Annotated in this window: 19 protein-coding genes and 1 tRNA gene; 4 read left to right on the top strand and 16 right to left on the bottom strand. The window is 64.0% G+C overall.

The features are described 5' to 3' along the window. Positions 1-9: 9 nt before the first annotated feature. Entirely contained in the window at positions 10-1,398 is a 1,389-nt protein-coding gene (mdtD, locus tag AAID08_RS09335) for a multidrug transporter subunit MdtD (protein ID WP_395757545.1), read from the bottom strand. Between the two features lie 122 nt (positions 1,399-1,520). Between mdtD and AAID08_RS09330 the strand changes: the two genes are divergently transcribed. Beyond that, positions 1,521-2,441: a glycosyltransferase family 9 protein gene (locus AAID08_RS09330; protein ID WP_054503907.1), complete on the top strand. Its 921-nt coding sequence runs from the start codon at positions 1,521-1,523 to the stop codon at positions 2,439-2,441. A gap of 93 nt (positions 2,442-2,534) precedes the next feature. On the opposite strand, the gene AAID08_RS09325 is transcribed toward AAID08_RS09330, so the two are convergent. The 3 genes from AAID08_RS09325 to AAID08_RS09315 form a co-directional block, all read right to left on the bottom strand. After that, positions 2,535-3,677 carry a glycosyltransferase family 4 protein gene (locus AAID08_RS09325; RefSeq protein WP_064523227.1) on the bottom strand — a complete coding sequence of 381 codons (1,143 nt, stop codon included), beginning with the start codon at positions 3,675-3,677 and terminating at the stop codon, positions 2,535-2,537. Positions 3,678-4,212: 535 nt separating this feature from the next. Further along, a complete protein-coding gene (locus tag AAID08_RS09320; RefSeq protein WP_336235450.1) occupies positions 4,213-4,347 on the bottom strand; it encodes a hypothetical protein in 135 nt (44 codons plus the stop codon). A 137-nt stretch (positions 4,348-4,484) separates the two neighbouring features. After that, positions 4,485-5,093 carry a hypothetical protein gene (locus AAID08_RS09315; RefSeq protein WP_269873658.1) on the bottom strand — a complete coding sequence of 203 codons (609 nt, stop codon included), beginning with the start codon at positions 5,091-5,093 and terminating at the stop codon, positions 4,485-4,487. A 211-nt stretch (positions 5,094-5,304) separates the two neighbouring features. Here AAID08_RS09315 and AAID08_RS09310 point away from each other — a divergent pair, with 211 nt between their 5' ends. From AAID08_RS09310 to AAID08_RS09300, 3 genes are all read left to right on the top strand, one after another. Next, positions 5,305-5,544: a hypothetical protein gene (locus AAID08_RS09310; protein WP_155755463.1), complete on the top strand. Its 240-nt coding sequence runs from the start codon at positions 5,305-5,307 to the stop codon at positions 5,542-5,544. A 64-nt stretch (positions 5,545-5,608) separates the two neighbouring features. After that, positions 5,609-5,890 carry a hypothetical protein gene (locus AAID08_RS09305; RefSeq protein ID WP_081273379.1) on the top strand — a complete coding sequence of 94 codons (282 nt, stop codon included), beginning with the start codon at positions 5,609-5,611 and terminating at the stop codon, positions 5,888-5,890. A 3-nt stretch (positions 5,891-5,893) separates the two neighbouring features. Then, complete coding sequence (locus tag AAID08_RS09300) at positions 5,894-6,736, top strand: DUF2243 domain-containing protein (protein ID WP_064523219.1); 843 nt, start codon at positions 5,894-5,896, stop codon at positions 6,734-6,736. Positions 6,737-6,818: 82 nt separating this feature from the next. On the opposite strand, the gene AAID08_RS09295 is transcribed toward AAID08_RS09300, so the two are convergent. The 12 genes from AAID08_RS09295 to hisC all read right to left on the bottom strand — a co-directional run bounded on the left by AAID08_RS09295 (position 6,819) and on the right by hisC (position 20,945). Beyond that, a tRNA-Ile gene (locus AAID08_RS09295) sits at positions 6,819-6,897 on the bottom strand. A 7-nt stretch (positions 6,898-6,904) separates the two neighbouring features. After that, on the bottom strand, positions 6,905-9,172 hold the full coding sequence (rpoD, locus tag AAID08_RS09290; RefSeq protein WP_049075163.1) for an RNA polymerase sigma factor RpoD: 2,268 nt from the start codon (positions 9,170-9,172) through the stop codon (positions 6,905-6,907). A 718-nt stretch (positions 9,173-9,890) separates the two neighbouring features. After that, the gene (gene dnaG, locus AAID08_RS09285) at positions 9,891-11,957 is read right to left on the bottom strand and encodes a DNA primase (RefSeq protein WP_395757544.1); all 2,067 of its coding nucleotides are present in this window, start codon (positions 11,955-11,957) and stop codon (positions 9,891-9,893) included. 19 nt (positions 11,958-11,976) lie between these two features. After that, complete coding sequence (rpsU, locus tag AAID08_RS09280) at positions 11,977-12,189, bottom strand: 30S ribosomal protein S21 (protein WP_006218592.1); 213 nt, start codon at positions 12,187-12,189, stop codon at positions 11,977-11,979. A gap of 484 nt (positions 12,190-12,673) precedes the next feature. After that, entirely contained in the window at positions 12,674-13,216 is a 543-nt protein-coding gene (locus tag AAID08_RS09275; protein WP_006387865.1) for a phosphoribosyltransferase, read from the bottom strand. Positions 13,217-13,298: 82 nt separating this feature from the next. Further along, positions 13,299-14,594, bottom strand: a complete 1,296-nt coding sequence (locus tag AAID08_RS09270) for an adenylosuccinate synthase (RefSeq protein ID WP_054417791.1) — start codon at positions 14,592-14,594, stop codon at positions 13,299-13,301. A gap of 76 nt (positions 14,595-14,670) precedes the next feature. Next, positions 14,671-15,828, bottom strand: coding sequence for an ATP phosphoribosyltransferase regulatory subunit (locus tag AAID08_RS09265; RefSeq protein WP_054503914.1), 1,158 nt, complete (start codon positions 15,826-15,828; stop codon positions 14,671-14,673). A 269-nt stretch (positions 15,829-16,097) separates the two neighbouring features. Further along, positions 16,098-17,000, bottom strand: coding sequence for a protease modulator HflC (gene hflC, locus AAID08_RS09260; RefSeq protein WP_064523210.1), 903 nt, complete (start codon positions 16,998-17,000; stop codon positions 16,098-16,100). Positions 17,001-17,018: 18 nt separating this feature from the next. Further along, a complete protein-coding gene (gene hflK / locus AAID08_RS09255; protein WP_064523207.1) occupies positions 17,019-18,323 on the bottom strand; it encodes an FtsH protease activity modulator HflK in 1,305 nt (434 codons plus the stop codon). Further along, the gene (gene hflX / locus AAID08_RS09250; protein WP_116793124.1) at positions 18,289-19,395 is read right to left on the bottom strand and encodes a GTPase HflX; all 1,107 of its coding nucleotides are present in this window, start codon (positions 19,393-19,395) and stop codon (positions 18,289-18,291) included. Before hflX ends, hflK begins: the two co-directional genes overlap by 35 nt. Before the next feature lie 84 nt (positions 19,396-19,479). Next, a complete protein-coding gene (gene hfq / locus AAID08_RS09245; protein WP_006218585.1) occupies positions 19,480-19,716 on the bottom strand; it encodes an RNA chaperone Hfq in 237 nt (78 codons plus the stop codon). A 161-nt stretch (positions 19,717-19,877) separates the two neighbouring features. Further along, positions 19,878-20,945: a histidinol-phosphate transaminase gene (gene hisC / locus AAID08_RS09240; protein ID WP_054503917.1), complete on the bottom strand. Its 1,068-nt coding sequence runs from the start codon at positions 20,943-20,945 to the stop codon at positions 19,878-19,880. Position 20,946: the final 1 nt, after the last annotated feature.

Below are 20,946 nucleotides of genomic sequence, written 5' to 3'. Positions count from 1 at the left end.
GGCGACGCGCTAGCCCGCCGCGCGCCGGCCCGAGCCATTCAGGCTCTCGGCGTCCAGGCGCCGGAACACCAGAGCCGATAACAGCGTGATGGCGCCGACACACAGGAACGCCAGCGTGAACGCGCGGGCCAGCAGGGCATCATCCGCGCCCGAGAACACGCCGACCAGCCCCCCGCCAATGGTCACCCCCAAGCCGATGGCCAGCATCTGCACCATCGAGAACAGACTATTGCCACTGCCCGCGCCGCGTGCGTTCAGGCCCTTGAGGGTGACGCTGTTCATGGCCGCGAACTGCATGGAATTGGCCGCGCCGAACAACGCCAGTTGCGCGATCTGCAGCGGCAATGGCCAATCGTGCGAGATCGCGGCGAACGACATGATGGCGTCGCCGACCAGCACGGTATTGGCGAGCAGGAACGCGTCGTAGCCGAAGCGCCGCACCAGCGGCGCGATCCAGGACTTCGAGATGGCGCCCGCGATGGCGGCGGGCAGCATCATCAGCCCGGACTGCAGCGGCGTGTAGCCCAACTGCAGTTGCAACAGCAGGGGCAGCAGGAAAGGCACCGCACTGCTGCCAACCCGACACACCAGGTTGCCGACCAACCCGACGCTGAAATTGGGCTCACGGAACAGGCGTAGCTCGAACAGCGGGTTGTCGCGCCGCCGCGCATGCGCCACATACAGCAGCACGGTCAACAGGCTCAACGCGAACAGCGCAGACGACCAGCCCGTGCGGCCCTCGCCAGCGGGCAGGTCCAGCGCCAGGGAGAAGGACACCATGCAAAGCGACAGCAGCCCGCAGCCCAGCACGTCGAACGGCGCCACATCGGCCAGCGCATCCTCGGGTAGATAGCGCCGCACGGCCATCACCCCCAACAGGCCGATCGGCACGTTGATCATGAAGATCCAATGCCAACTGGCCACCTGCACCAGCAGCCCGCCCAACGTCGGCCCGAAAATCGGCCCGATCTGGCCCGCGATCGAGACAAACGCCAGGGCCGAGATGTACTGGTCGCCCGGCACCCGCCGCAGCACTGCCAGGCGTCCGATGGGCAGCAACATTGAGCCGCCCACGCCCTGCACCACGCGAGCGATCGTCAACTGCGCCAGGGTCTGGGCCAGTCCGCAGAACACCGAACCGACCGCGAACACAAGGATCGCGGCCAGGTAGACGCGGCGCGTGCCGAACCGGTCGGCCAGCCAGCCCGATGCCGGCGTGAGCATCGCCATCGTCAACGTATAGGCCACCACCACCGGCTTGAGAGCCAGCACGTCCTCCCCCAGGCTGCGCGCCATTGCGGGCAAGGCGGTATTGACGATGGTCGTGTCCAGCGTCTGCATGAAGAAACAGGCGGCGACGACCCAGAGCAGGGCTCGCTGGGGGGGAGGCGTAGGCATGCCTGAAATCGTACTCCCGCCCAGCCCACGCGCCGCTGACACGCCGGCCGGGGCCCGGCCGGCGCAAACCTGAGAAACAATCGGTTATTCTCCGCAGCGAAAACAACGAGGATGAACCGCAAGTGAGCACCGCCCCTTCCCTACAGACCGGCAATGTGGCGCTGGTCCTCTCCAACCGCCTTGGCGACTCGCTGTACCAGATGACGCTCGCCAACAACCTGCGCAAGGCCGGCCGCGACATCACCGTCTACGGCGTGCACGGCTACGCCCTGCGCGAATGGTTTCCCGATTTCGACATCCAGCCCTTGCCGGCGGACATCACCAGCCTGGCGGGCTACGACACCATCGTGCAGATGGATCCGGACAGCCCGTTCGACGGCCTCACCCGCGTCTGTCGCCGCTTCCTGAGCACCAAGGAATGGGGCAAGATCCGCGCGGCGCCACGCAAGCACGCTTCGCCCAATGGCATCCTCGATGAATTCCGGCGTTTCTCGGTCGATGCCTTCGGCCTGACGGAATGGAGCGACGACAACGGCCTGCGGGCCCCGGCCCGCCTCAAGGCCCGGCGCCACGACAAGCGCGTGATCCTGCATCCGACCTCGAGCGAAGCGGAGCGCTGCTGGACGCCAGGCAAATACGTGGTCGTCGCCCGCCGGCTGCGTGCCATGGGCTACGAGCCGGTCTTCGTGCTGGCGCCGGCGGAACGCGCCCACTGGCTACCCCTGCTGGAACAGGCCCATGCCGGCCTTGTGGAAGCGCCGTCAATCGACGGCGTCGCCGCCGAGGTCTACGAGTCCGGTTGGTTCATCGGCACCGATTCCGGCATCGGCCATCTGGCCTCATGCTGTGGATTGTCGACGGTCACCATCGTCGACCGCCCCCGCAACATGCCCCGCTGGCGCCCGGCCTGGGCCGACAACGTGGTGGTCCAACCCTGGTGGCTGCCGCTGCGTTCCCTGCGCCGCAAATACTGGCGCGAAGCCACCACGGTCGCCGCGGTCATGCGCTGCTTCGGCCGGATGGTGCGGCGACGCGATCGCTGACGGGAAAATTCCTGGGCGCAACCGGCCCGCTTACATGAAACGGCGGCCGCAACCAGGAGCCGCCCTCCAGACGCGCGTTTTCCGCGCGCGATCTCAGGCCATCACTTCCACGTTCCTGGCCGAGCGCGCATCCTCCATGGCGATCTGGTAGGCGTCGAGCGTCTCCGCCATTTTCTGGGACAGCATCAGATGCCGGTCGGCGAACGTGCGGGCCTGCTCGGCGATCCTGGCGGCCTGCTCGGGATGCGACCAGATCCAGGCCAGGTGCTCGGCGAAACCCGCGACATCCTGCGCCGGCGCCAGCCAGCCGGTGTCGCCGGGACGCACAATCTCAGGCAGGCCGCCGACTGCGCTGGCCACCACCGGACACCGGGACGCATAGGCTTCCGGCACAACGCGCGACCAGGCTTCGTTGATCGATGGCACCAGCATCGCGTCGGCGGCATGGATGATGTTCGAAATGTCTTCCCGATGCCCGGCAAAGGTCACGGAGTCGCCGATCCCGAGTTCCGCGACCAGGTCATGCAGCTTCTGCCCGTAGGCAGCCGTCGCGCGCGTGGGCATGCCGACCACCAGCGCCCGCGCGGGCACGCCGCGCTGGCGCAGGGCGTGTACCACGCGCAGCAGATCCTCCTGCCGCTTGTCGGGCCGAAGCATGCCGATGGTGGCCACCACGAACGAGGCGGGATCCAGGCCCAGCTCCTGCCGCATGGCGCGGCGCATCGCCCGCTTGTCGACGTCGGCGAAGAATCCATGGTCGGCCCACTCGCCCACCACGCTGATCCGCTTATGCCCGGCAAAGCCCGCCGCGACGATATCCTGGGCGCCGCCCTGACTGGTGGTGATAACGCGATGACAACCCAGGCGCCACTCCAGCCGTCGCCGCCACGACGTGCGCAGCGGGCGGGAGAAATGCCAGGTCCGCACCAGGGAACACAGGTCGCGGCAGAGTGCGCTGGCTTTCGCATCAGGCGTGCCATGCGCGTCAATGATCTGGATGCGCAGGTCCTTCACGAGTTGGCGCAGCTTGAGCACACCCGACCACGAATAAGGGGCACTGAAATTCATGCCAATCGTGGCCAACCCCCAGCTACGCGCCAGCTTGAGGGTGTCACTCCCAGGCGGCGCGGCAATTGCCACGGCGTGGCCTTGCTCTTGCAGCCAACGCGACTGGTCCAGGACCCGAAACTCCAATCCCCCCAGATTGGGGCCAGAGAGCGTGTGCAGAATTTGCATGGGAATCAACAGCAGAGAAACGCGAACCGCCGTGCCGCGCGGGCCAAAACCGCAGGCATGGCAAGCCGGATCCCTGTTACATCAGGCGCGGCGTGCGGCGGCGGGAGCGACGAGGAAACAAAAACGGGGGGCATCGCAGGGGCGGCTTGGTAAGATCGGCTCTAATTGTTTGCCGGACGGGGGCTATCGCATCGCCGAAACCGACTGAAACGCCATTTTTGTGAAATTTAGCTACGAGTCAGGAATATAGGCGCGCGGTATGGCAAGAGTTGGAGAGAACTTTTAACCATTGTGAATATTTTTGCTTTTTATGTAACCAAATAAATCAATCCTGCTGTACCGCCAGCCCCCGCTTCAACAGTACGTTCGCCTCGCGCGCCAATATCGGCCGACAGCCGCTGACGGCCGCAAGAACGCCCGCCAGCCGTCGGGCAGGCGAAATCGGGAAAGGGAAAGGGGCGCCACGAGCCTTCGGCACCAGACGGGCGCGCTGAACGCGCCGGATCAGGTCATCCGACAGGACTGGAAACCCGGTTCAGAAGATGCAATACCGTCCCAACCCCAGCGTCAGCCAGTCAACCCGCGTCAGCAGGAGGGCCACCGCGGCAAAAATCGCGACGAGGAGGATCGTCAGGCGATTGCCGGGCTTGATGAACGAGCTAGCGGTCATGGATGTCGTTTGAAACGGAACGAACGATTCGGCGCAACCGCCTGAAAACCGACGATACACTACGGAGCCGTGAGATTTCCCGCGGCGGCGCCCGCACGCCTGCGAGCACGCTGACGCGGGACGCGCCACCCGGGACGTCAAAGCATCTTGTCTCGCGCCTGCTCTGCTCTCGACGCACCTATCGCCGTCTCCACGTTCCTGGCCTCCTCTGGAGGAGGCAGCACCGCCGGGAACCCGAGCGATTGAATCCAGAGCTCACGGGCCCACCCCTTCGTGTGATAGAGATGGTGGTCTTCATCTTTTTCCACCGCGTCATAGGCGCGCTGCAGCACTTTCGCCTGCGGCCCGGACAGCTTTTCCGCCACCAGGCCAATCAGCTCCCAGTTTTGGTGGTCCTTGGTCTCGGCGAGCACGACGCACTCCGCCGCCACCAGTTGAGCCGCCTCAGGATTTCCCTGCGACTTCGCCAATTCGATCGCAACAACAAGGCTCTCGCCATGGTGCTTGACCACAGCGCGGCTGGGCACCGCCGCGTTCGGGTCAAGGTGGAGCTCCTCGAATACGGTCAGCAACACGCGCTGGTGCGTCTTCGTTTCGTCTAAATACCCCTGCCACTCCTCGCGCAGGTCGTCGTTGACCGCACATTCGAGTGCCGCCTTGTAAACAAGCTCTCCGCCCAGTTCAGTTTCAAGCGCTTGGTACAGAAGGTCGTGGATTTGCTCGAGGTTGCCAGCTTTCTTCGCCATATTGCCCTCCCGGGGGTGACGTCCATTGGGACCACCTGTGGAGCAAGTTCCGTTCCTGCCGAGCCCCTTCCGCTGACGGCTACCGCACTACATCAGTCGGCCGATTGGGCCAGGATTGCGAACGTGTTAATTATTGGAACCGTCCAGCGGCCACAGAGCCGGACGTGCAAACCCACCCTGGTCCCTGGACTGTCACTCCTGGAGAAGCCATATGGCCGCCGGCACGCGCCTTTCGAACGTCATCATCAAAATGCCAGATCGCTCAACCGTCACGGTTGAAAGGCGACTACTGAGAAGAAACGGACCTCTCGCGGAAAAGACGATGCAGCACGTATGCACGCTGGCGAGCGGCGAAGCCGTCGACTGGCTCGGCGGTGGAAAGTATCAGTTGCCCGACGGCAGGGTTGGCATTGCAGTAGCGCATCGCCGCGCGACCGACGCACAGGACTAGTTTCGAGAATTCGGATGGGCATGCCGCTTGCCGATGATGCCACGAGCTATCAACGGAGACAGCCATGGACCAATCACCCAACCGCGACCCGCGCAAGCCGGTTCAACCCGCCCCCGAACCCAGAGACGAAGACCAAGTCGATATTGCATCCGATGTTCAACGAGGATTGGAGAAAGCGAATAAAAAATCCGAAAGCGATCGGCAAACCCCTCCCGGTGGCCATAAGGCTACCGAGTTCGATGGATCGCCGAACCCGCGCGCAGATGAGGGCGCCCGGGTATTCAAACCCGCCGATGACACGCCCGCCGTGATGCCCACACGCCAAGGGCCAAAGAACCCGGAGTAGGACATGCCTATTCCCGCCACTACTTTGTCAACTTCCGACCGCCGAATGCGACGTGCGGGCGGCCTCCTCGGCTTTGCAATGGGCGGCTTCTTCGACGGCATCCTGCTGCATCAGATATTGCAATGGCACCACCTTTTGTCGGCTGTCCGTACCGGAGTCTTCGGGGACCTACGGGTTCAGGTTGCGGCCGACGGGTTCTTTCATGCTCTGATGTACGTCATTGCGGCGGCCGGCTTGTGGACGCTCTATCATGCGCGCGCCAACACACCAGTGGCGTCGATGCGGCCGCTCTGGCCGACGTTCTGGATGGGCTTCGGAGGCTGGCATATTGTCGACGCGCTGTTCTCGCATTGGATCACCGGCATTCACCGAATTCGGATGGATTCGGATATGCCCCTGTTCTGGGACCTGACCTGGTTGGCGGTGTTCGGATTGATACCGTTTATCCTGGGCTGGCGCAGCCGTTCTGCGGGGGGAAGCCCGCCGCAACGCGGACAACACGCGTCGATACGATTGCTGCTTGTTGCACTGGTCGGGGCTGCGGCGGCGAACCTGTTTCCTCCACGTGGCGATAACGACACAACTGTCGTGGCACTGATGCCGAACGCGTCAACCGCCAGACTATTGCTGGCCCTGAACGGTACGCAGGCCCGTATTCTCTGGGCTGACACGGCCGGCGGCGTATGGGTGATGAAGGGCCTTTCAATGCGCCAGGGCCTCGCGCTGTACCGTTCCGGCGCGCTCTTCGTCAGCGGCACGGCCTCGCCGGCAGGTTGTGCCGCGTGGGTGCGGTCAACGCAGGAAGCGCCAACCCGACCGGCAACCGCTTTCACGGAACCGACATGACCTTGCGCCGATTTGCGGAAAAGGCCCGGGATCGTGGAAAAGACAACGGGTCTTGGATTGCTCCAAGACCCGCATGTTTCTTTGGTAGGCCCCCCGAGAGTCGAACTCGGCACCAACGGATTATGAGTCCGCTGCTCTAACCAGGCATGAGCTAGAGGCCCAGGAAACTTATTGCCCTTCCAGGAAGCTCTTCAGCTTGTCGGCCCGGCTCGGGTGACGCAGCTTGCGCAGCGCTTTAGCCTCTATTTGGCGGATGCGCTCACGCGTGACGTCGAACTGCTTGCCCACTTCTTCCAGGGTCTGGTCGGTGCTCATTTCGATACCGAAACGCATGCGCAGCACCTTGGCTTCCCGCGGGGTCAGGGAGTCTAGCACTTCCTTGACCACGTCGCGCATGGAACCATGCAGCGCGGCGTCCGAAGGCGCCAGGGTCGAGGTGTCTTCGATGAAATCGCCCAGGTGCGAGTCGTCGTCGTCGCCGATCGGCGTTTCCATGGAGATCGGCTCCTTGGCGATCTTCAGGATCTTGCGGATCTTGTCCTCGGGCATGTCCATCTTCTGCGCCAGGGTCGCGGGATCCGGCTCGGCGCCGGTTTCCTGCAGGATCTGGCGGCTGATCCGGTTCATCTTGTTGATCGTTTCGATCATGTGGACCGGAATACGGATGGTGCGCGCCTGGTCGGCGATGGAGCGGGTGATGGCCTGACGGATCCACCACGTCGCGTAGGTCGAGAACTTGTAGCCGCGACGGTACTCGAACTTGTCCACCGCCTTCATCAGGCCGATGTTGCCTTCCTGGATCAGGTCCAGGAACTGCAGGCCACGGTTCGTGTACTTCTTGGCGATCGAGATCACCAGGCGCAGGTTGGCCTCGGTCATTTCGCGCTTGGCCTTGCGGGCCTTGGCTTCGCCAGTGGCCATGCGCTTGTTGACGTCCTTGAGGTCCTTGAGCGGCAGCACCACGCGGGTCTGCAGGTCGATCAGCTTCTGCTGCAGTTCCTGCACGGCGGGGATCTGGCGCTCCAGCGTTTCGGCGTACGGATGGCCGGCGGCCACTTCATCGACGACCCACTGCAGATTGGTTTCGTTGCCCGGGAATACCTTGATGAAATGCGTGCGCGGCATGCCGGCACGGTCCACACACGTGTGCAGGACGGCGCGCTCGAGCTGGCGCACTTCTTCCACCTGGTTGCGCAGCGTGTCGGCCAGCTTCTCGACCATCTTGGCGGTGAAGCGGATGCCCATCAGTTCGTTCTGGATCGACTCCTGCGCGCGCACGTAGACGTCCGACTTGTAGCCGTCCTTTTCGTACGACAGGCGCATCTTGTCGAACTGCTTGCCGACCTCGTCGAATTTGGCCAATGCCTTCACGCGCAGGTCTTCCAGCTGCTTGCTGGACATGCCGCCAGCGGGGCCGTCATCGCTCTCGTCTTCATCGGCGGTGACGCCGGCGCCGGCATACTCTTCGCCGTCTTCCGGATCGACCAGGCCGTCGACCACTTCGTCGATCTGCGCCTGGCCTTCACGCACGCGCATGACATGAGCGAGGATTTCGTTAATGGTGGTCGGGCAGGCCGAGATGGCCATGACCATGTGCTTCAGGCCGTCTTCGATGCGCTTGGCGATCTCGATTTCGCCCTCGCGCGTCAGCAGTTCCACCGAGCCCATTTCGCGCATGTACATACGCACGGGGTCGGTGGTGCGGCCGAAGTCGGAGTCCACGGTGGTCAGCGCGGCTTCGGCTTCGTCTTCGACGTCATCGTCGTTGGAGGCAACCGGCGCGTTTTCGCTCATCAGCAGCGTTTCGGCATCGGGCGCCTGGTCATAGACCGCGATGCCCATGTCGCTGAACGTGCTGATGATGCCGTCGATGGCTTCGGCGTCGACCAGGTCATCAGGCAGATGGTCGTTGATTTCGCCGTAGGTCAGGTAGCCGCGATCCTTGCCCAGCTTGATCAGCTGCTTGAGGCGGTTGCGGCGGGCTTCGTATTCTTCGGCCGAGACGGGGCCGCGGGCGATCAGATCCTTGGGATCCGCCTTGCCGCGCTTGCCACCGCGCTTGGGCGGCTTCAGGTCCGGCAGGACTTCGCCTTCGCCGTCCATGGTGTCGTCGAAACCGTCGGAATCGTTGTTGGCGTTCTTGGCCGGGCGACCCGGGCGGCGGCCGCTGGGGGCCGGACGCGCGCTGCCGACCAGATCGGCCAGCTTGTCCTCGGCCTTCTTGGCACGCGCCTTGGTCACCTTCTCGGGCTTGTCTGCCGCCGCCGTCTTGGCAGCCGCCTTCTTGGCGGCCGTCTTAGCGGCAGGCTTGGCGACCTTCACCGCCGTCTTGGCGGGCGCTTTTTCCGCCGCCATGCTGACGACACGCTTGGCCTTGGTGGCCTGGGTGTCGGTCGCATCAATTGCAGAGGAGGATTTGCCGGTGGATTTGGTCATAGTCGCTTCCGTGGTCGTCGCAACCCGTTCGGGCATGTGCACCGCATGAAACCGCTGCCGGGCAAAGGCCCATCGCGGCATCCATGCGGGTAAAACTGGTGAATCGGCGGAACCCCTGCGGCTGCGTTGTTCGCGGCACAAGCTCTTGCGAGCCCGCCTGGCGTCATTGCGGTCCGTGACCGGCTGAACGCCTGGCGTGCATGGTTTCATCCAGCCGCGGACTCCCGGCATCGAGGGGGGCTGTCTGCCTATAAATAGGCGTTGCTTGCCTGGCGGGCCTTGCCCTTGGCAGCTAGATAGACACAGCACCCAAACCTCAGACGCGACGCGAAGATAACCGCCGCCGAACTGCGTGATTCACCACTCAGCTATAGTAATTAACTATGTAACAAATTTGATGCGCACGTCCGCTTTTTTTCGCGCTGGCGCTTGGGGCTCATCCACCCCAGACCGACCCGTTCAACCGGTATCCGCCTTGCCCGCCAGCCCGGCATCGCTTCAGCCGACCTGCCCATCAAACCCTAAAACTATTAGATTCCAGCAACGGAAATAGATTCCGTCCGCCGTTCTTTTTCCTGCCGCTTGCGCAGTCGTTTTCGCACAACCGTGCCCCAACACTGGCGCGATAGCGAAGACTCATCGCAATACAGCCAACAACTACAGCCACACAACGGTTTGCGGCAATGCCGCGGCGGGAAAACCCTTGATTTTACCGCATTTAGCGTATGCCGGCACCTTTGAGCACCAGCATCCGGCTCGACAGCTCCAGGTAGCGCTTGCGCGCCTCCTCGGTTGCCAAGCCGGCCGCGGCCAGCTTGGCCATTTCCGCCTTCGCCGAATCGAATTCGATGCGCCGCAGCGCATCGTCCCATTCGGTTTGCGGATCCGGCAGATCTTCCTGGGACAAAATGTCGACCCGCAGCCCCTTGAGCACGGTGGCGAGATCCGAGTCCGGCTCGGCCGCTTCCAGCAAGGCGCCCACATGGCGGGCGCCGCTGGATTGGGCCAGCATGATCAGATCCCTTACCAATCCTAGATGGGGGCCGTGGTCGATGACTTCAAGCTGCTGGTCGCCCATCGAGTCGACCAGTTCCGGGTGGGCCAGCAACAGACTCAACAGGCGCTTGGCCAGCGAAGGCATGGTGCGGCGCCCTTCGAAGCCGCCGACGTCATCGCGCTTGCCCTTCCAGTTGCCCTTGCCGCCTTTCCAGTCGCTTTTGCCCTTCCAGTCGCTCTTGCCCTTCCAATCGCCCTTGCCTTTCCAGTCCTGCTTGCCACCGCCGCCACTCCAGCCGCCGCCCGATTCGCCGCCTGGCGACGAGAATTGGCCATAGTCCACGTACTCGCCATCGTCGGCGGGAATGTCGTGAAAATCGTGGCCAGCGAAGTCGTAGCCGCCTTCGTGCGGCACGCTACCCTCCTGCGGCGCCGGTGCGCCGGCGATGCCCGCCTCGCCCGCGGCCGGCTTGGCCGGCGCGCCGAACGGCTTGGCGGGTTGCTGCGCCAGCACCTGCGCCATTTCCTCCGGCGTCAGCTGCACCAGCTTGGCCATCTCGCGTTCGATCTGCACGCGCAGCGCGCATTCCGGAATCGACGCCAGCAGGGGCTTGGCCTCATGCAGGCAGCTGGCGCGCCCTTCGGCTTCGTCCATGTTATGGCGCGATGCCAGCTCGTCCAGCAGGAAGCGCGACAACGCCACCGCCTCGCCCAGGCAAGCGCGGAACGCTTCGGCGCCCAGTTCGCGCACATACGAATCCGGGTCATGCTCGGTTGGCAGGAACAGGAAGCGGATGGCGATGTCGTCGCGCAGCGCCGGCAGGCACGCCTGCAGCGCGCGCCACGCGGCCCGGCGGCCGGCGCCATCACCGTCGAAGCTGAAGATCACCTTGTCGCTGGTGCGCAGCAGCTTCTTGACGTGATCCGGGGTGGTCGCGGTGCCTAGCGTGGCAACGGCATTGGCGATACCCTGCTGCGCCAGGCCGACCACATCCATGTAGCCTTCGACCACGATGACCTGACCTTCCTGGCGGATCGCCTGACGCGCTTCCCACAGCCCGTACAGCTCCTGACCCTTGGAAAACAGCGGGGTTTCCGGCGAATTCAGGTACTTGGGCTCGCCCTTGCCGATGATGCGGCCGCCAAAGCCGATCAGGCTGCCGCGCGCATTGCGGATCGGGAACATGATCCGTTCGCGGAAGCGGTCGTAGCGCCGGCCGTCCTCGGACTCGATGACCAGGCCCGACTCCACCAGGGTCGGATCTTCGTAATTCGGAAAAACCTGCGACAGCCCATGCCGGTCCGTGCCGGACCAGCCCAGGCCGAAATGCGCCGCGATCTCGCCGGTCAGGCCACGTTGCTTCAGATAGCGGATCGCGGCGGGCGATGCGCGCAACTGCTTCAGGTAATGGGCTTGAGCGGCGTCCAGCACCTGCGTATGGCGGGACTCCTCGGCCTTGCGGCGCGCGGTTTCCTGCTGCTGGCGGGGACTGCGATTTTCTTCGGGGACCGTCATTCCCGCCGAAGCCGCGAGCGTGCGCACGGCCTCGGGGAAACTGGCGCCCGTATGTTCCATCAGGAAGGTGATGGCACTGCCGTGGGCGCCGCAACCGAAGCAGTGATAGAACTGCTTGGTGGGGCTGACAGTGAACGACGGACTTTTTTCGTTATGAAAGGGGCACAGGCCAAGCAAGTTGGCCCCACCCTTTCGCAACTGCACGTATCGCCCGACAACATCGACAACGTCGACCCGGGCGAGTAGTTCCTGGATGAATGATTCTGGAATCAATAGATTCGGGAATCAGAAATCAATACAGGCGCGGGGGCAGTTGCTGGCTACGGATGCGCTTGTAGTGGCGCTTCACAGCGGCGGCGTGCTTGCGCTTGCGCTCGGCCGTGGGCTTCTCATAGAACTCGCGCGAGCGCAGTTCGGTGAGCAAACCGGTCTTTTCGATGGTGCGCTTGAAGCGGCGCAGAGCGGCTTCAAACGGTTCGTTTTCCTTCAGTCGAACGATAGGCATAAAGTGATTGGCCTGCTTGTAGGGTAACAAAAGTTGATGACAAACCTGGCTTGCTTACCAGCAACGCCACGTGGTTCCGGACGGCGAACCGCCTGTAAGCTCAGGCCGCAGACTACGCACGCAACAATAGTAATCGCGCATGCTGTCCGGACCAAGAGTTCAAGAGCCCCGCGCACAGGATTCCCTGCCCGCCGGCCCCTTCGCTTCCAGGCGCCAGCGCCAAGAGCCTTGCAGCGCTAAAGTCCTAAAATCGGCTGGCTCTAGGGCCGGCTGGCTGCTGACTGGCAAAAGTCTCCAGGGCCGGTTGCGTTACCCAAAGACTACCTAAAGAGTAACAAGCCAAGTTCGGTTTAGCGATAACCAGCGATTCTAGCATGGTCATGGCTATTTTGACTACCGGGGGAACAGTCTGGCACCCTGCCCTCGCACGATCGCGCCGCGCATTGGCGGCGGGGATCGCCAGACCATCCGTCCCCCTATGATTTCAGCCCTTCGAACCCTTGCGGATCCAGGCTTCCAGCTGGTGCGGACGCAGGCTGTCGTAATCCTCGAACGGCTGATGGATCCAGGGGTTGGTCGGCAGCTTGTCGACGTAATAATCGGGCTGCGCCTGGGAATGCCCCTTCCACCACAGCACGGCGCTGCGCAATTCGGTGATGTCGGCGAACTGGCTCTTGAGGTGGTCGTACACCTTCATGAACGTCTTGCCGGTATCCACCATGTCGTCCACCAGCAACACCCGCCCGGACAGCGTGCCGCGCGTGATGGTGATGAACTGCGCGATATCCATATCGCCCTGCTTGGTGCCCGCGGCTTCGCGGTAGCTGCTGGTCGCCAGAATGCCCAACGGCACATCAAAAATACGGGACATAACGTCGCCCACGCGCATGCCGCCACGCGCCAGGCACAAAATCTTGTCGAACTCCCAACCGGACTGATGCACCTGCAAGGCCAGGCGCTCGATCAAGCGGTTGTAGTCGTCCCACGTCACCCACAGATGGCTATCGTCACTGGTTGGCGCGCTCATAGGCAAGGATCTCCTGCGTGAAAATACGAAAAGGCCGCCGCCGGTATGAGCCGGCGGCGGCCTTGCGAATGATAACCCGATGTCAGCCCTTCAGGGGATGACGCAGCACAATGGTTTCGTTGCGGTCGGGACCGGTGGACACCAGGTCGATCGGCACGCCGCAGACTTCGGCCACGCGCTCCAGGTAGCGACGGGCGGCCTCGGGCAGCTTGTCGTACTCGGTGATGCCGACGGTGGATTCGCTCCAGCCCGGCAGCTCTTCCAGCACCGGCTGGGCTTGCGCCACGGCATGGGCGCCGTAGGGCAGCACGTCGCGGAATTCACCGTTGACGCGATAGCCCACGCCCAACTGGATGGTTTCCAGGCCGTCGAGCACGTCCAGCTTGGTGATGCACAGGCCGGTGATGCCGTTCAGGCGGACCGAGCGCTTGAGCGCGGCTCCATCGAACCAGCCGCAACGGCGCGGACGGCCGGTGACCGAACCGAATTCCTTGCCAATGGTGGCCAGGCGGGTGCCGATCTCATCGACCAGCTCCGTGGGGAACGGGCCCGAGCCGACGCGCGTGGTGTAGGCCTTGGTGATGCCCAGGACGTAGTCCAGCGACTGCGGACCGACGCCCGCGCCCGCCGAAGCGGCGCCTGCGACGCAGTTGCTGCTGGTGACGAACGGATAGGTGCCGTGGTCGACATCCAGCAACGCGCCCTGCGCGCCTTCGAACAGCAGGCGCTTGCCTTCCTGCTGCATGGCGAACAGCGTGCTGGAGACGTCCGCGACCATCGGAGCGATCGCCGGCGCCAGCGCCATGGCCTGATCGCGCACTTCGTTGGCCGACACGGCTTCGGCGCCAAGATATTGGGTCAGCACGAAGTTGTGGTAGTCCAGCACTTCGGCGAGCTTTTCGTCGAACAGCGCGGGATTGAACAGGTCCTGCACACGCAGCGCGCGGCGGGCGACCTTGTCCTCGTAGGCCGGGCCGATGCCGCGACCGGTCGTGCCGATCTTGCCATCGCCCTTGCGCGCTTCGCGGGCCTTGTCGACGGCCACGTGGTACGGCAGGATCAGCGGGCAGATCTCGGAGATGCGCAGACGCGAGCGCACGTCCAGGCCGGCGGCCTCGAGCTCTTCGATTTCCTTGAGCAGGGCCTCGGGCGACAGCACCACGCCATTGCCGATGAAGCAGGTGACGCCGGGATGCATGATGCCCGACGGGATCAGGCGAAGAATCGTCTTCTTGCCATTGATCCACAGCGTGTGGCCGGCGTTGTGGCCGCCCTGGAAGCGAACCACGCCCTGGACGGATTCCGCCAGCCAGTCGACGATCTTACCCTTGCCCTCGTCACCCCACTGGGTGCCGATTACGACTACGTTCTTGCTCATGTTACGAATCAATATCGAGTTTCTCGGGAAATCCGGAAATCTCCCCGCGGCCCTCTCGTTAACGAGAGGGAGTTAGTCACAGCGTTCTGACCGTCCAGGCGCCATCCTGCAGCGCCAGCTCGCGATCGCAAACGAATTCGTCCTGATCCTGCTCGTGACCGGGCAATACCTGAACGACGATTTCCCCTGACCGGCGCAGGCGGCGGACCGCCTCGACCAGGGCGGGGGCTTGCCCCCAGGGCGCGCGAACCGCACGCGCCCGTTCCGCCGGCGGCAAACCCGCCGCCAGCTTGCGTAAATCCAGACTGAAGCCAGTGGCCGGACGGGCGCGCCCGAACGCCAGGCTGACGTCGTCATAGCGGCCGCCGCGCACCAGCGCGTCGCGCCAGCCTTCGGCGTACAGCGCGAACTTGACGCCGGAGTGGTAGCCGTAGCCGTCCACGTCCGCGAGATCGACACCGAAATCGACGTTCGGCTGGCCGTCCACCAGCACCTGCAGCGCATCCAGTGCGGCGACGACGCCCGGCAGCAGCGGCAGGTCGTGGCGGGCCCGCTTCAGCACCTCGGGACCGCCATAAAGCTTGGGCAGCAACTGCAACGCCTTCAACGTTTCAGCGCGCATGCCGGGGGTGCGCGCGGCCAGTTCGGTCAGGCCCGGCACGTCTTTCTCGCGCATCAGGCGGATGACGTCCTGCGAGACCGCGGCAGCGGCCGGATCGGCTTCGACGATGCCGCGCAGCACGCCCGGATGGCACAACACCAGGCGCGGATTGCGCACGCCGGCAATGGCCACCGTTTCCAGCACTAGCTGGATGATTTCGAGGTCGGCTTCGAAACCGGCATGACCGTAGATTTCGGCGCCGATCTGCAGCAGCTCGCGGCTGGACAACAGGTCCGCCGGGCGGGCATGCAGCACGTTGCCGCAGTAGCACAGGCGGGTCACGCCAGCGCGGTTCAACAAGTGCGCGTCGATGCGCGTGACCTGGGGCGTCATGTCGGCGCGAACGCCCAGCGTGCGGCCCGACAATTGATCCACCAGCTTGCAGGTACGCAGATCCAGATCGCTGCCGGTGCCGGACAGCAATGAATCAATGTATTCGACCAGCGGCGGCGCGACCAGCTCGAAACCGTAAGTGCGGTACAGATCGAGAAGTTCGCGGCGTACTTCCTCGATGCGCCGGGCCTCTGCCGGAAGTACGTCGGCAAGGCTCTCGGGCAGCAACCAGTTACCCATGAATGTTTACCTGAATAACGCCTAGAGATGCGTGGGCGTCGCCCAAACGAAAAAGCGGCTGAGGGGGCGTAAGCCCGCTCAGCCGCTGCGGAATGTTTTCTAGCTTACGGGGTATTGTACATGGTTCAGGCGGCAGCGCCAGCCGGGAAAGCCAGCGGCGCAACACCGTCCCCGATTGCGGAGGCGGCCACCGGACCCTGCCTGGCACGCCAGGAAAAAGCCCCTTGGCGCAGGCCAAGGGGCTTCGGGATACCGCAAGCGGTGCCGCCTTACTTGGCGGGCACGGTCACCGGCGCCAGCGCCTGGCCGGTGGGATCCTTCATGAACTGGAAGAAGCTGGAACTGGGGTCGACCACCAGCACGTCGCCCGGCTTCGAGAACGAAGCGCGATAGGCTTCCAGGCTCTTGTAGTACGTGTAGAACTGAGGGTTCTTGCCGTAGGCCTGCGAGTAGATCGCGGCGGCCGCGGCGTCACCCTCGCCCATGATCGTCTGGGCCTTGGCGTAGGCCTGGGCCACGATCACTTCGCGCTGGCGGTCGGCTTCGGCGCGGATCTTCTCGCCCTCGGCGGCGCCGATCGAGCGCAGCTCGTTGGCGACACGGGTACGTTCGGCTTCCATGCGGCGGTACACCGATTCCGAGATCTCGGGCGCGAACTCGATGCGGCGCAGGCGCACGTCGACGATCTGCACGCCCAACGGCTCGGCGCGCTTGGCGACGTTGGTCAGGATTTCGGCCATGATCTTGTCGCGTTCGGTCGAGACCACGTCACGTACCGTGCGCACGTTGACCGAGGCGTTGAGCGCGTCGCGGATCTGCGCTTGCAGGCGTTCCTGCGCGGCGCGTTCGTTGCCGCCGAAGGTCACGTAGTACAGGCGGGGATCCGCGATGCGCCACTTGACGTACGAGTCGATCAGCAGGTTCTTCTTTTCGGAAGTCTGGATGCGCTCGGCTTCGTTGGTTTCGATCGTCAGGATGCGCTTGTCCAGCGTCACCACGTTCTGGAATGGCGGCGGCGCCTTGAAGTACAGGCCGGGCTCGTTGATGACCTTGCGCACTTCACCCAGTGAGAACACCAGGGCGTAGTCGCGCTCGCGCACCACGAACACGCAGGAAGAAAGGGCGGCCAGCACGATGAGCAGGCCAACCAGGATGGGCATAAGACGTTGCATGATCAAGAATCCTCCGGGTTAGCGCGACTGGCGGTCGCGGGGCAGCGCGTTGCTATTGCTGCTGCCGGAGGGTTGCGGCGCCGGCGCCGCGCCGCCACGCAGTGGCGCTTGGAGCGGCGGACTGACCAATGCGGGCGATCCGGGGTTGCCTACCGCGGACTTGCTGGCATCCTGGGCGGCCAGATGCATGATCTTGTCCAAGGGCAGATACAACATGTTGTTGTTGCTCTTGGTGTCGACCATGACCTTGCTGGCGCGCGTGAAGATGTCCTGCATGCTCTCCAGATACATGCGCTGGCGCATGACCACCGGGGATTTCTCGTACTCGCCGAGGATGCTGGTGAAGCGCGCGGTATTACCCTGCGCGTCGCCCGTCACCTTGGCGCGGTAGCCTTCGGCCTGCTCCAGCATGCGCGAGGCCTGGCCGCTGGCCAGCGGCACGACCTGGTTGGCGTAGGCCTGGCCTTCGTTGATCTGGCGCTCGCGATCCTGGCCCGCCTTGACGGCATCGTCGAAGGCGGCCTGCACCTGCTCGGGCGGCTGCACGTTCTGAATGGCGACGGTGCTGACCTGCACGCCGGTCTGGTAGCGGTCGAGGATCTGCTGCATCAGCGCCTGGACCTGGGTGGCGACCGTGGTACGACCTTCGTACAGCACGAAGTCCATGGACTGCTTGCCGACCACTTCGCGCATGGCGGTTTCAGACGCCTGGCGCACGGAATCGTCCGGGTCGCGCGTCATGAAAAGGTAGTCGGGCGCGCCATCGGCACGCAGGCGGTACTGCACGACGAACTGCATGTCGACGATGTTCTCGTCCGTCGTGAGCATCAACGCCTCGGGCAGCACCTTGTTGCGGGCGCCGCCACGGAAACCGACTTCGAACGTGCGCAGTTGCGACACGTTGACCATTTCATGGCTCTGGATGGGGTACGGCAGGCGCCACTGGAAGCCGGCTTGTGAGGTGCTCTTGTATTTGCCGAACTGCGTGACGACCGCGACCTGGCCTTCCTGGACGATATAGAAGCCGCTGGCCGCCCAGATGCCGACCGCGACCAGGGCGATCACTCCCAGTCCGATGCGCGCGCCACGCGGCGACGGCGGCGTCATGCCACCGCGATTGCCACCCGGGCGGTTGTTGCCGCCCCCGCCCTTGCGGCCGAATAACGATCCGATGCGATTATTGAAATCGCGCCAGACCTCGTCGAGGTCGGGCGGACCGTCTCCGTTGCCTTGGGGCCGCTTGGGCGGCGGCTCGGAGCCATTATTGTTTCCACGACCCCAACCGGGGTCATTCAGATTGAAGAGTTTGATAATTCGAGGCATTGTTTCCCACAATCTGTCCGGTCTCCGCAATTGCCCCGCGCAACGCGTCCAAACCGGCGCGCTCGGTGGCGCTTACAAATACTCGCGCAATCGTACCATGGGCATCGCGCTCCGCCCGGGGTTCCAGGCCAGCGCGATCGATCTTGTTGTATACCAGAATGGTGGGAATCGCGGCAGCCCCGATTTCGGCCAGAACCTTGTTGACCTCGAAGATCTGCTCGTCACGCTGCGGACTGGCCGCGTCGACCACGTGCAGCAGCAGATCGGCGTGCACGGTCTCCTCGAGCGTGGCGCGGAACGCGGCGATCAGGTCGTGAGGCAGGTCGCGGATGAAGCCCACCGTATCCGACACCACCACATTGCCCGCCCCTTCAATCCAGATGCGGCGCGTCGTGGTGTCGAGCGTGGCGAACAACTGGTCCGCCGCGTAGGTGTCGGCGCGGGTCAAGGCATTGAACAGGGTCGACTTGCCCGCGTTGGTATACCCCACCAGCGACACCGACAATGCGCCGCCGCGCGCCCGCGCGCGCCGCTGCGTGATGCGCTGGCGCTCGACGCGGTCAAGGCGCTCGCGCAGCGTCTTGACCTTGGCGCCGATCATGCGGCGGTCCATTTCGAGCTGCGATTCGCCGGGACCGCGCATGCCGATGCCGCCGCGCTGGCGCTCCAGGTGGCTCCACATGCGGGTCAGGCGCGTGGCCAGGTGCTGCAACTGGGCCAGTTCGACCTGCAGCTTGCCTTCGTGGCTCTTGGCGCGCAGCGCGAAAATATCCAGGATCAACGCCACGCGATCCACCACGCGCAGGTTGAAGACCCGTTCCAGGTTGCGCTGCTGGGCCGGCGACAGCGGCTGGTCGAACAGCACGATGTCGGCCAGCAACGCCTGGGCCATGCCCACGCCTTCGTCGGCCTTGCCGGAACCGATGAAGAACTTGGCGTCGGGGCGGTCGCGCCGAGCCGTGAGCGTGCCGACGATTTCCGCGCCGGCGCCCTTGGCCAGCATGGCGAATTCCTCGGCGTGGGCGGCGAAGTCGGGATCACCCAGATCCACGCTGATGATCAGTGCGCGCATACATGCACCATTTTGGAGCCAAAGCGAAAATGCCCGCCGACGTGGAACGCCTGGCGGGCAATAAAAGGTACTGCGGGAGCGAGATTACTCAGCAGGGACTTCCACCTGGAAATTCACGGCGCGGGCGGGAACGACGGTGGAAATGGCGTGCTTGTAGACCATTTGCGTGACCGTGTTACGCAGCAGCACCACGTATTGGTCGAAAGATTCGATTTGCCCTTGAAGCTTGATACCGTTCACCAGGTAGATCGACACCGGCACATGATCCTTGCGCAGCGTGTTCAGGAACGGATCTTGCAGAGTTTGCCCTTTATTGCTCATTGGCCAGGCTCCATTTGTTTGTTATTGAGTGGTGACGCGCTTTTTACAGGTGGGGCACGCCGAAGCATGTACTCTACAGGGTTTTCCCGGCCCGTGCTACTTGTGTCGGATGCAAAAGATGACACCAGAGTTTTCCGCCGGAAAGGCCCTGGCGCTGGGGTTCAGACGAGCTCGGCGAGCGCTTTCAGGAGCAATTCGCACTGCTCGTCCGTGCCCACTGTAATACGCAGAAACTGGTCGATGCGCGGCAGGCGGAAATGGCGCACGATGATGCTGCGTTCGCGCAGGCCGGCGGCCAGCGCGGCGGCATCGCGCGAGGCGTGCCGGGCGAACACGAAATTGGCGCTGGACGGCAGCACCTCGAAGCCCAGGGCCTCCAGGCCGGCTGTCATCCGCACGCGAGTCTGGATCACCGCCTGGCGGGTCCGTTCGAAATACTCGACATCCTCGAGCGCCGCGACCGCGCCGGCCGAAGCCAGGCGATCCACCGGATAGGAATTGAAGCTGTTCTTAACGCGTTCCAGGCCGTCGATCAGCGCCGGGCTGCCGACCGCGAAGCCGACGCGCAGGCCCGCCAGCGAACGCGATTTGGACAAGGTCTGGATGACCAGCAGGTTGTCGTAACGCGCGGTCAGCGCAATGGCCGATTCGGCGCCGAAATCGACGTAGGCCTCGTCCACCACCACCACGCAATCCGGATTGCCCGCCAGCACGCGCTCGATCTCCGCCAGCGTCAACGCACGGCCGGTCGGCGCGTTGGGATTGGGGAAAATGATGGCGCCTGCCTGGCCATGACGGCCAGGCAGGTAGTCTTCGACGTCGATGCGGAAATCGTCCGTCAGCGGCAGCGTTTCGTAGTCGATGCCGTACAGGCCGCAGTAGACGGGATAGAAGCTATAGGTGATGTCCGGAAAACGCAGGGGACGCTCGTGCTTGAGCAACGCCAGGAAGGCATGCGCCAGCACCTCATCCGAACCGTTGCCGACGAAGACACTGGCCGGCGCCACGCCGACGGCCGTCGCCACCGCCTGGCGCAGGCGGTCGGACGACGGATCGGGATAGAGCTTGAGCGTGTCGTCGCACGCCGCGCGGATCGCCTCGAGCACCTTGGGCGACGGCCCGTAGGGGTGCTCGTTGGTGTTCAGCTTGACCAGGTTCTGAAGCTTGGGCTGCTCGCCCGGCACATACGGACTGAGCGTCCCGACCACGGGACTCCAGAAACGGCTCATG

Origin of the sequence: Achromobacter sp. EB05, from assembly GCF_044232075.1 — a bacterium.
Taxonomy (GTDB): Bacteria; Pseudomonadota; Gammaproteobacteria; order Burkholderiales; family Burkholderiaceae_B; genus Achromobacter; species Achromobacter dolens.
Note: the sequence above shows the minus strand (reverse complement) of the source record. Positions and strands in the feature narration are given on the sequence as shown.